Genomic DNA, 11,521 nt, shown 5'->3' with positions numbered 1-11,521 from the left:
TTGTTTCAAGTAACTGCAGTCAAGGCTGTCAGCCGTTAATGCGACAGTTGCTCTCGGGCTTGTCGAAGCCGAGCGTGTCCATATCTGAGTTTGGGTGCAGAAACCCCTCAAACGGTGCCCGGGCTACCAGACCCCGGGGATGTACCAGAGGTACTGGCTGTCTGAGTTGCCCGTTCCAGTCGCGGTAGTTGAGCTTGCGACCTTTGAAAGCAGCCAGCTGGAACCTGTCGCTATACAGGAAGCTCCGGATTTTGGCCGGATCCCCGCTGTTGATGCCTGTCACCGCTGTGCCAATCGAGCGGATGGCGGCCCAGGCAGCGTAGTCCTCACTGTTCATATCGCGGCTGGCGAGCTTGCGGAAGCGGCTCTGCAGCTGTGCAGCTCCCCAGCTCTCCACTACCCGGTGCCAGGCTACTGGGGACATACCCTGTGTGCCGACAACCGGGCGCGGCAGCCAGGTATTGAAGGGGACGTACTCGCCGAAATCACCGCGAACATCGGCCACTACGACGGCGTCATAATTGCTGGCCTGGGTGAACAGAGGCAGCTCCTTTGAAGCTGTCCTGCGGAGATCTGCATCGAAGGTCCAGGGTTTGTCTTCAACAATTTTCAGCCCGAAGCGTTTGGCCGAGCGGCGGAAAGCACCGGCCCAGCCTTTGTCGGCATCTGTCGGCCCGGCGATCAGGAAAACCTCATCCCAGCGACGCTGGTTCAGCCACTGAGCCAGTGCATCCGTCAGCATGGCGTAGCTCGGCATGTTGTGTAGCAGGTTGACGTTGCACTCGTGGGTACGAAGTTTGTCGTCTCTGCTTCCGGCGTTGAAGAACAGCGTTGTTTCCTTCCCTCTGGAGATGATTGTTTCCAGAGTCTGTGCCGGAGCATTTATCACGAACAGCTCGATACCCTGCCCGAGCATGGTCTCGAAGGCTGTTATGGCTTCTGCTTCAGAGCTGGCGAGGATGCTTTGGAGGGTGTAGGTCTGGCCAAGGAATTTACCGGTGGCGCTGTTGTCCTGTATGGCCAGCTCAGCGCCTTTCAGGCCTGCGTCCTCCGGTTCGGGGAGAACGTTGGACAGCACCGGGCCCTGATCTGGATGCCATTGCACGTAGCCGACGCGGACCTCCAGCGATTCGGCCTGCAGTGGTGCCGAGTTGAGTAGCATTAGCAGTATGGCGGCTGCAGCCCTGAACAAGACTGACATGGAACTCTCCGGTTTATTGTTGTGCCTTCAGCTTAGAGAAGGGAAAAAGTCCCGGAAATATTCAGAAAGTAGGAAAGTGGCGGTACTAAAGAACTATTCCTGTCAAAGATGATGCCTTTAGCATGGTTATACAGGTGGCTGATGCCTCGAACAGGATAGAAACCCATGACGGCATACCGGAAGATTTCCCTGACAATGCTGGCAGTGTTCATCATTGTCTATCTGTTGGGCGCCGTACTTTACATCGGCCAGGCCCGTTATGATGTGCAGCGTGAACTCGTTGGCGTGCAAGGCCTGGCGGATAGTCTGGGCAGCCCCGGAAACCTGCCTGCACGCGTGGTTGAGAACATGCGCCACATGCGCCCATTGGCTGGAACTGCTGGCGCCGCCGAGGGCAGTGCCGGCGTGCCAAACTGGTTTTCATCCATGATTGCGGGGGATGTCTCCTTCCCTCCGGTCAATGGCTGGCGGATTGATCCTTCTGATGAAACAGAGGAAATCTGGGAAGGCTTCCTGCTGATCTCTTTTTCATACACCGTGGGTATGATTTTGTGCTTTATGGCGCTCTATGGTGCTGTGCGGCAAGGTCTCCGGCCTCTGGAAGCCCTGGCTTCGGGTCTGGAGGCTGTGGAAGGCGGCAAGCTTACCTCCAGGCTTCCACGTCAGGATATCCGGGAACTGGATACGCTGGCCGGGCGGTTCAATGCCATGGCCGTAGCTCTGGAAAACGAACAGAAAACCGTTAGCCATCTGCTGAACGAATTACTCCAGTTACAGGATCGTGAGCGCTCTCATATTGCCCGTGTTTTGCACGATGATCTGGGCCAGTATCTCACCGGAATCCGCGCCCAGGCGCGGAGCTGGGTGTATGACCCGGAACTTGATGAGCAGCACAAACAACAGGCCAGAGACATGGCCGGGCATTGCGAAACCCTGCATCAGCATTTCCGTCATTTGTTGCAGGATCTGCACCCGCTGGTGATGGAGCAGCTGGGGATGGGTAGCGCTATCCGTCACCTTACCGAACAGTGGCAGCAGCTGAGTGGGCTGGACTGCCGACTGGATATGGATGACCGTTTACCCCAATTGACGGATGAACAGCAGACCCATCTCTATCGCTTTCTCCAGGAGGCTCTCAATAACATCTCCCGCCATGCCAGGGCCAACTGTGCGACCCTTGCGGTAGCCGGAAACACCCATGGCTTGCGGGTAGAGATCCGTGATGACGGAGAAGGCAACGACAACCTCCCGGAAAAAGCAGGTCTTGGTCTGCGCTCCATGCGGGAACGGGCTCGCTGTCTTGGCGGTAAAGTGCAGTTTTTCAGTAAGGCTGGAGAGGGTACCTGCATCTGTCTGGCAGTACCTCTACCCAATTCTGGTTCAGGTTCCGGAGGTTCATTGTGAAATTGTTGCTTGTTGATGACCATCAGGTTGTACGTCAGGGAATTGCCAGCCTGTTGCGTTCCATGATCCCTGCCATCGCTATTGTCGAGGTCGAGACCGGGCAGGATGCTGTGGCCCGTTACGGGGAACTGCAACCCGACGTGGTGCTGCTGGATATGGGACTACCGGATATTTCCGGGCTGGAAGCCGGACGTCGGATCCGCCAGCGTTGGCGTGGAGCCGCGATATTGTTTTTCACCATGCATGATGAACTGCCTATGGTCCGGCAGGCGCTGGATGTGGGCGGGCTGGGGTTTGTATCCAAGAGCTGCGCCCCGGAGGAGCTGGCGGAAGCGGTAAAGAGAGTAGCCGCGGGTCAGCCTTATATCGAACACCCTATCGCGACGCGGCTGGCCATGAATGTGGAACGGCCGGTGGATCATCGCCTGCGTGATATTACCCAGAGGGAGATGGAGGTTCTGTTGATGTATGCCCGCGGTGAGAGTATTCCCGGTATTGCCGGCCGCTTGTGCGTCAGTAACAAAACGGTTTCCAACCACCTGGCGGTGCTGAAAAACAAGCTCCAGGTATCTTCATCCGTAGAGCTGATTCACCTGGCCGTGGATGCGGGGCTGATTCGCTACGGCCAGCTGGGTGAGGGTCAGCGGGTGTAAACCCGCCAACGGTTACCAGTCAAAGGGGCAGTTTGTGCAGCCTTCCATGAAGGTGCCTACAAAGGTGGCGTAGTGTATCCGGGCTCCGGTCAGGTCAGCATCCGCCAGGTTGGCATGCCCGAGCTTGGCTTCCTGAAGGTTGGCTCCGAGTAAACTGGCACCTTTCAGGTTGGCTTTTGGCATCCATGAAATCTCGAAACTGGTGAATGCCAGATTGGCGTTCGGCAAGGATGCTCCTGAGAACCTTGAGAAGCCGAAGTTGGCGCCTGTAAGGTCTGCGCCGCTAAAATCCGACCCCTGGGCAAACAGGTATTCCGCCTGCATGCCCTGAAAATTCACGTTCCTCAATGATGCTCCCCGCATGCTTGCCCGGTATGCCTGCAAACGGTAACCCGTGGCGTTGTCCAGGTTTGCACCATCCAGATTGGCGCCCCTTAGGTTGGTATGGCTGAGGTTGGCTCCCGAGAGGTTGGCCCCTTTGAAGTCTGCGGAACGCAGATCCATGTTGGACAGGTCAGCACCCTGCAGGTCCATGCCGGCACAGCGGGCTTCCTGCTCAAGAACGCAACCGTTGATGACCGGCGCTTCATCCTTGCCGGCGAGGTAGTCACCGGCGAGTACTGGTGAGCACAGGGTAATCAGGGAGGCGGCTACTACTGATTTCATGATATTTACTCCCGAACGAATGTTCGAAAAGAGGGCCTGGCATGATGCCAGGCCCTGGCCGGAGGCTGATTATTTGGAGGCCTGTGCCCAGGATGGCATCTTGAAGACCCAGAATGACCCGCCCTGAGAAATGGGCTTGGTCAGCTCGGCCATGTCGCCGCCCCAGAGTGGCACTGCGCCGCCGTAACCGGATGCGACACCGATATATTGCTCACCATCCAGTTCCCAGGTGATGGGGGGAGAAATGATTCCCGAGCCAGTCTGGAACTTCCAGAGTTCTTCACCGGTTTCAGCATCGAAAGCCTTGAGGAAGCCGTCACCTGTGCCGGTAAACACCAGACCGCCTTTGGTGGCGAGAACGCCCGCCCACAGAGGCATGTTTTCCTTATGCTCCCATTCAATTTCCCCGGTGACCGGATTCATGGCTCGCAGTATGCCCACGTGGTCGTCATACATGCGCTTGATGCGGAAGCCCTGGCCGAGGTAGGCAGCACCTTTTTTGTAAGTGACTTCTTCGGTCCAGTAGTCCTCTTTCCAGTGGTTGGCTGGAATGTAGAACAGGCCGGTGTCCTGGCTATAGGCCATGGGGTTCCAGTTTTTGCCTCCGAGGAAGGGGGGTGAAACCTCAATAGTTTCGCCTCGGGTCTCACCCTCGGCTACTGGTGGTGGACGCTGCCCTTCTACTTCGATGGGGCGCCCGTCTTCGCCGATTCCTTTAGCCCAGGTGATGTTGTCCACGAACGGAAAGCCCTTTTTGAATTCTCCGCTGGTGCGGTCAACTACGTAGAAGAAGCCGTTACGGTCAGCGTGAGCCGTAGCTTTTACAGTCTCCCCGTTCTCGTCGTATTCAAAAAGAACGAGTTCGTTGTTGCCGGAGAAATCCCAGGCGTCATTGGGTGTGTGCTGATAAAACCACTTCACTTCGCCGGTAGAGGGGTCGACACCCACCTGACCAGACGTATAGAGGTTGTCATAGTCAGCCGGGTCACCGCCAGGTGACGTTCGTTTCCAGGTATTCCAGGGAGCCGGGTTGCCGGCGCCGACGATGATTGTGTTGGTCTCGGCATCGAAACTGGCACTCTGCCAGGGCGCGCCTCCGCCCTGGCTCCAAGCTTCGACTTTTCCGGTTTCAGTATTTGGGTCATCGGGCCAGCTTGGCGCGCGGGGGTCGCCGGTCGGAGTGCTTTTCTTGCCGTTCAGACGGCCATAATGACCTTCCACAAACGGACGCATCCAGATCTCTTCGCCGGTATCAGGGTCACGGGCAAACAGCTTGCCCACAACGCCGAATTCGTCGCCGGAGGAGCCGTGAATCAGGAGAACCTTGCCGGTTTTCTGGTCTTTAGCCAGGGTGGGTGCTCCGGTCATGGTATAGCCAGCTTCGTGGTCGCCGAACTTTTCCCGCCACACAACTTTCCCTGTGTCTTTGTTCAGGGCAACAATGCCCGCATCCAGAGTACCGAAGAAAACTTTATCTCCGAAGATGGCTGCGCCGCGGTTAACAACGTCGCAGCATGGCCGGATACCATCCGGCAGGCGGTGATTGTATTCCCAGAGTTTGTCGCCGGTTTTGGCGTCCAGAGCGTAGATGCGCGAATACGAGCCTGTCACATAGACAATGCCATCGTGAATGAGAGCCTGGGATTCCTGGCCACGTTGTTTTTCATCACCGAACGAGAATGACCAGGCAGGGACCAGTCGCTCAACGTTGTCACGGTTGATAGTCGTCATCGGGCTGTAGCGCTGTGCCTTGGGGCCTATGCCATAGCCAAGAACGTTTTCCGTTGTTTCCGCATCCTTGGCGATATCGTCCCAGGTAACGTCTTTTGCCTGTGCCTGTAATGATAATGCGACTGATGAGCCCAGCATCAGGGCCAGGCCTATTCCGCGTACAAGCGGGTGTTTTTCTATGGTGGTTTTCATGGTTTCCCCTTGATTTTTGTTGTGACCACAACGTCCTGCTTCTGACGTCGACGCAATGAGTATTAGCGTTGCAGCCAAGGGTTAGCGACGGAAAAAATCATGATAAATACGGGAAAATGCCGCTAAAAACCGGGAAAAGTTCCCGGTTGTATCGCTTGTCGCTGAGAAGTAGGGGATTTTTCGCAAGCGCTTCAGGCTCTCATGCTTTAGCCCTTGCTCTGACCGTCTACTACCAAGGAACTACACCAAAACCCCCAAAGTGGCATTCGGATCAGGCTGCGGGGTTTCTAGACTTGAGACAAGCAGGCTGGTGTTTGATAAACCCCAATGCCTAAGCGTCAGAATTCGAACAAAGAGGTACTAACAATGACAACGTCCTTTTCTGTGAAAACACTATTGGCAGCCACGCTGTTCAGCATGGCTGGACTGGTAATGGCACACGGTAATGTAACGCCCCAACCTGTTGATACCGGGGACCTGCCGGATCTGGGCACAGAGCCCCTGGCAGAGAATCCGTTTCGGGAGGGCAGTACCGAGGGTGACCTGAATGCCCAGGCTATAGCTATCGGTGAGAGTGGTTATGCAGGGAACTGTGCGGGTTGTCATGGCATCCAGGCTATGTCGGGCGGCCTGACACCGGATCTGCGCGAGCTCTCGCCCTGGGACGATGAGTACTTTATCGGTCGGGTCATGAACGGAACTGACCGGGGTATGCCTTCTTTCAAGAGCAATCTTGGACAGACTGCCATCTGGGCCATCAGAACCTATGTGGAATCTCTCCCTGCACCTGAATAAGCAGTCGTTGGTGCAGGCCGGAACATAATCCTCAGGGCGAATGTCAGAAGGGGTTACAGTGAGAATCACTCGATATTTGATGGCATTGGTGTTGTCTTTTTTCGCCAGCTTTGTGGCCGCTCAGGAGGGGGTGCTCGACCGGCCCCCGGAGCGAACCTACGACATCGTAGTGGCCTCAGGGTTCCTGAAAGTAGGTATGTACGAAAATTTCCCGCCTTATTCATTTGAGCAGGATGGTGTCGCCAGGGGCATTGATGCGGATATCGGCAGATATATTGCCAAAGAGCTGAGGGTCGAGTTCCGGCCCCACTGGATCGTGCCGGACGAAACTCTGGGTGACGACCTTCGCAACAATGTGTGGAAAGGCCATTACCTGGCCAAACGCCGTCTGGCAGATGTGATGATGCGTGTGCCCTACGACAAAAAATTTGCCTACATGCAGGATTCCACCGGAGAGTACATGAACGAGCAGGTGGTGCTGTTCGGCCCGTACCAGCAGGAGCAGTGGCAGATAGGGTTCAACCCGGAAAAGATCGGGGATGTCTCGACCATTGCCCTGTTTCAGTACCACCCGATTGGCGTTGAGATCGATACGCTGCCTGATTTCTATCTCAGCTCGACCCTTGGTGGTCGGTTAAGAAATCAGGTTCACCACTTTCCGAACGTGGCGGCCGCGTTCGATAAACTGGAAGCCGGAGAGATTAGTGCTGTGATGGGAATGCGGGCCGAAATTGATTTTGAAATGCAGCAGCGCACCGGCAGCGGATTGAAAGTGGCATCCAATGGGTTTCCCGGCATTGGCAAGCAAGTCTGGGATGTCGGGGTGGCAGTCAAACATACCCATCGGCAACTGGGTTATGCGATAGAAGCCATTATTGACCAGATGGTTCGCAATGGTGAGATGGAGGCTCTGTTCGGTCGCTATGGCCTGAGATACACGATACCCGCCTACTATGATGAGATTCTGGGTGTTCAGGAGGAGTAAGTTGATATGACACAACTCTCGGCAAGAACAGCTCTGTTTGCAGTGCTCGGTATGGTTTGGTCTGTAGTTTCGCAGGCGGGCATTCCCGACGACCCGTTCGACTCACCCATGTGGACGTACAACCTCAACAAGTATCTGGGTGACAATCTCAGTGTTGTGATCGACCCCAACGTGCGCCTTGAAGTGCCACCTTTTGCGGAGGATTCAGCCCAGGTACCTTTGACCCTGAATCTGGAATCTTTTTCCGGCACTGTCCGCAAGGTAGTGACCTGGGTTGACCTGAACCCGATTCCACACCTGTTTACCTACGAGCCGGGTGAACGCCTGGCGGAGGTCATTGCACTGAATTTTCGGGTTCAGCAGGCCACTACTGTCAGAGCTGCAGTGCTCGACAGCGACGGGGTATGGCACGTCGGTGGCGCTTTTGTTGATGCTGCCGGTGGTGGCTGTACGGCACCCAGTATGACCGCCGGTAATCCTGACTGGGAAAAGGAATTCGGCCAGATTCGCAGTGGTGCATTTTCCCGGGCGGACCACATTCGCTTCAAGGTTAATGTCATGCACCCGATGGATTCCGGCATGGTCGGGAATATTCCTGTTTTCCATATCGAGCAGGTGCAGTTGAAGCAGGCAGAGAAGGCTGAGCCATTGCTTGCAATGAACCTGTCGGAGTCGGCATCCGAGAACCCTATGTTCGTTTTTGAACTGGAAGGCAACGACCCGGATCTGACCCTGTGGATGCGTGACAATAACGGCAATGTCTTTGAGCACAACCTCGGTGAGAACACAGGGGGTGCCCAATGAATGCCCGGCACCGGCTCACTGCTCTTGTCCTGTTAATCCTCATCCCGCTGTTCCCGGCTGTCCAGGCGGCAGAGCTCAGATATGGACTCAAGCCGGTGGAAATCGCTCCGGGTGTCTGGGTGGTTGAAGGTCGTACTGAGAATTTTTCCCGTATCAACGGTGGCAATATCGTCAATACGGCTTTTGTGATTACCAGTGCCGGCGTTGTGGTCATTGATACGGGGCCGTCCCGCCAGTATGGGGAGGAGTTGCGTGCTGCGATTGCAGCCCATACCGATCAGCCGGTTACCCACGTGCTGCTGACCCACCACCATCCGGATCATGTGTTTGGCAACCAGGCGTTTGATCCCTCGACGCTATACGCACTTCCGGCGACCCGTGAACAGCTGGCGTCGGACGGGGAGGCATTCTCAGACAACATGTATCGAATGATCGGCGACTGGATGCGTGGAACAGAGGTTGTTCTGCCAACCCGCGAGGCGGTTCCGGGCGAGTTGGTGGTAGGCGATCACCGTTTCCAGCTGATGGCCTTTACCGGACATACAGGTGCCGATCTGGTGGTGTTTGATGAGACCAGCAAGACACTGTTTGCTTCTGACATGGTGTTCTTCAACCGTGCACTCACAACCCCCCAATCTCCGGGCCTGAAAGTCTGGGCTTCAGAGCTGGAACAGCTGGAGACACTTGATTTTGACCGGCTTGTACCTGGCCATGGCCCGGTTGTTTATGACGGAACGGCCTTTGCCCAGATGAAAGACTACATCACCTGGCTGGACAGTATGATGACCGAGTCGGCCCGTCAGGGGCTGACCCTCAGCGAAGTGATGGGCCAGCCAGTGCCTTCACGTTTCGATACCGTTGCGGAAAGCCAGTATGAGTTGATTCGAACAGTCACCCACCTCTACTCACATTATGAGAAAGCGTCGCTTGAATCCGCGATGAGGTAGTTGTCGCTGCAATTTCGTGATGTCAAAACCCGCAGTCTGCAAGCTGCGGGTTTTTTTGTTCCGGAAGAGTATTACTACCAAGTGATGAGAGAAGTTGGTCGGGGGAGCCATTGTTGCAAACTGCGAGACGTCCAAGAATTGGTTCAGGGTCGGGAAGATTTCCCGGCTCGCCGCCAAAACTGAAAACAAGAGACTTTGGAGAGCGCAACCATGAGATCGAACAGGATCGGTAAACAGTTTGCAGCCAGTGCACTTGCCCTGGCTGTTTCGTTCGGTGCCCAGGCAGTCACCGACCAGGACATCCTCAATGACCAGGACACAGCTGATGACGTTGTCAGCTACGGTATGGGTTTGCAGGGGCAGCGCTATAGCCCTATTGATACGCTGAATACCAGCAACGTTAAAAGCCTGCAGCCGGCCTGGGCATTTTCGTTTGGTAGCGAAAAAATGCGTGGGCAGGAATCCCAGCCAATGATTAAAGATGGCGTCATGTATGTGAGCGCTTCATATTCCCGGGTTTACGCCATTGATGCGATGACAGGTGAAGAAATCTGGCAGTACGATGCTCGCCTCCCCGACGGCATCATGCCGTGTTGCGATGTGGTCAACCGGGGTGTCGCCCTGTATGACGATCTGGTGGTTTTTGGCACGCTGGATGCCAAGCTGGTTGCTCTGAACAAAGACACAGGCAAGGTCGTCTGGATCAAAAAAGTGGCGGACTATCAGGCAGGTTACGCGATTACTGCTGCGCCAATCGTCGTCAAAGGCAAAATCATCACCGGTGTCTCCGGCGGTGAATTCGGTATTGTCGGTAAAGTTGAAGCCTATGACGCCAAAACCGGTGACCTGGTCTGGACAAGACCTACCGTAGAAGGCCATATGGGCTATGTCTACAAAGACGGCAAGGCAGTAGAAAATGGTATTTCCGGTGGCAAGGCGGGGCTCACATGGCCCGGGGATATGTGGAAAAACGGTGGTGCGGCGACCTGGCTGGGTGGAACCTATGACGCCGATACCGATTCGCTGTTCTTCGGTACCGGTAACCCCGCACCCTGGAACTCGCATCTGCGCCCCGGTGACAACCTCTTCTCTTCCTCGCGTCTGGCGATTGATCCGGATGACGGCAGCATCAAGTGGCATTTCCAGACCACGCCACATGATGGCTGGGACTATGACGGTGTCAATGAACTGATTTCTTTCGATTACAAGGAAAACGGCAAGACGGTCAAGGCGGCCGCAACTGCTGACAGAAACGGTTTTTTCTATGTGCTGGACCGTACCAGTGGCAAGTTCATTCGTGGGTTTCCGTTTGTAGACAAGATCACCTGGGCTACCGGCCTGGATAAAAACGGACGTCCGGTTTACAACACCAAAGATGGCCGTCCTGGCGACCCGTCCAAGGCTGAAGGTGACAAAGGCGAAAGTGTCGTTGCCCAGCCCGCTTTCCTTGGTGGCAAGAACTGGCAGCCCATGGCTTACAGCCAGGACACCGGGTTGTTCTATGTGCCTTCCAATGAGTGGTCCATGGATATCTGGAACGAACCTGTATCTTATAAGAAAGGCGCTGCCTTCCTGGGCGCGGGTTTCACCATTAAACCGACCAATGACAAGTTCATTGGTGTCTTGCGTGCCATGGACCCGAAAACCGGTAAGGAAGTCTGGCGTTATAACAACCCGGCACCACTTTGGGGTGGGGTGATGACGACAGCGGGCAACCTGGTCTTCACTGGTACACCGGAGGGTTATCTCAAGGCATTTGATGCCAGAACCGGTGAAGAGCTGTACAAGTTCAATACCGGCTCGGGTGTGGTCGGTACGCCGGTTACCTGGACCATGAACGGAGAGCAGTACGTTTCTGTTGCATCCGGCTGGGGCGGTGCGGTTCCACTCTGGGGGGGCGAAGTTGCCAAGGTTGTAAAAAACTTCAACCAGGGCGGAATGGTATGGACCTTCAAATTGCCTAAGGACCGGGTAGTCAGCCGGTAATTGTGACAAACAGCGGAGAGGGTCGCCATGCGGCCTTCTTTGCGTAACAGCTGAGGTTGTTCATCTAATACCAAATAACGAGTGTTACGCACCGAAGGAATTATTTCAGGAGTGCGTTTTCGGGTCTACAGTTATCAGGTAAACGCTAGAAATGCGT

General features: G+C 55.4%; 10 protein-coding genes. 7 read left to right on the top strand and 3 right to left on the bottom strand.

Features of this window, described 5'->3' with window-relative positions:
* Window positions 1–28 precede the first annotated feature (28 nt).
* Complete coding sequence (locus DS878_RS12460) at window positions 29–1,201, bottom strand: ABC transporter substrate-binding protein (protein ID WP_113816251.1); 1,173 nt, start codon at window positions 1,199–1,201, stop codon at window positions 29–31.
* A 165-nt stretch (window positions 1,202–1,366) separates the two neighbouring features.
* On the opposite strand from DS878_RS12460, the gene DS878_RS12455 reads away from it, so the two are divergent.
* Together DS878_RS12455 and DS878_RS12450 are read left to right on the top strand one after the other, a co-directional pair.
* On the top strand, window positions 1,367–2,605 hold the full coding sequence (locus tag DS878_RS12455; protein ID WP_113816250.1) for a histidine kinase: 1,239 nt from the start codon (window positions 1,367–1,369) through the stop codon (window positions 2,603–2,605).
* A complete protein-coding gene (locus tag DS878_RS12450) occupies window positions 2,602–3,258 on the top strand; it encodes a response regulator transcription factor (protein ID WP_113816249.1) in 657 nt (218 codons plus the stop codon). The genes DS878_RS12455 and DS878_RS12450 overlap by 4 nt, the downstream gene beginning before the upstream one ends.
* A 12-nt stretch (window positions 3,259–3,270) precedes the next feature.
* Here DS878_RS12450 and DS878_RS12445 read toward each other — a convergent pair whose 3' ends face one another.
* Together DS878_RS12445 and DS878_RS12440 are read right to left on the bottom strand one after the other, a co-directional pair.
* Entirely contained in the window at window positions 3,271–3,924 is a 654-nt protein-coding gene (locus DS878_RS12445; RefSeq protein WP_113816248.1) for a pentapeptide repeat-containing protein, read from the bottom strand.
* 69 nt (window positions 3,925–3,993) lie between these two features.
* Complete coding sequence (locus DS878_RS12440) at window positions 3,994–5,847, bottom strand: methanol/ethanol family PQQ-dependent dehydrogenase (protein ID WP_261977807.1); 1,854 nt, start codon at window positions 5,845–5,847, stop codon at window positions 3,994–3,996.
* A 366-nt stretch (window positions 5,848–6,213) separates the two neighbouring features.
* Between DS878_RS12440 and pedF the strand changes: the two genes are divergently transcribed.
* The 5 genes from pedF to DS878_RS12415 all read left to right on the top strand — a co-directional run bounded on the left by pedF (window position 6,214) and on the right by DS878_RS12415 (window position 11,364).
* A complete protein-coding gene (pedF, locus tag DS878_RS12435; protein WP_113816247.1) occupies window positions 6,214–6,642 on the top strand; it encodes a cytochrome c-550 PedF in 429 nt (142 codons plus the stop codon).
* 58 nt (window positions 6,643–6,700) lie between these two features.
* On the top strand, window positions 6,701–7,627 hold the full coding sequence (locus tag DS878_RS12430; RefSeq protein ID WP_315971925.1) for a substrate-binding periplasmic protein: 927 nt from the start codon (window positions 6,701–6,703) through the stop codon (window positions 7,625–7,627).
* A gap of 6 nt (window positions 7,628–7,633) precedes the next feature.
* Window positions 7,634–8,431, top strand: a complete 798-nt coding sequence (locus DS878_RS12425) for a quinoprotein dehydrogenase-associated SoxYZ-like carrier (RefSeq protein ID WP_113816245.1) — start codon at window positions 7,634–7,636, stop codon at window positions 8,429–8,431.
* Window positions 8,428–9,378 (top strand): quinoprotein relay system zinc metallohydrolase 1, encoded by a 951-nt coding sequence (locus DS878_RS12420; protein ID WP_113816244.1) that lies wholly within the window; start codon window positions 8,428–8,430, stop codon window positions 9,376–9,378. The genes DS878_RS12425 and DS878_RS12420 overlap by 4 nt, the downstream gene beginning before the upstream one ends.
* Window positions 9,379–9,588: 210 nt before the next feature.
* Window positions 9,589–11,364 (top strand): PQQ-dependent methanol/ethanol family dehydrogenase, encoded by a 1,776-nt coding sequence (locus DS878_RS12415; protein WP_113816243.1) that lies wholly within the window; start codon window positions 9,589–9,591, stop codon window positions 11,362–11,364.
* Window positions 11,365–11,521: the final 157 nt, after the last annotated feature.

The organism is Marinobacter sp. F3R11, assembly GCF_003318275.1.
GTDB lineage: Bacteria > Pseudomonadota > Gammaproteobacteria > Pseudomonadales > Oleiphilaceae > Marinobacter.
This window is presented reverse-complemented; position numbering and strand designations above follow the sequence as displayed.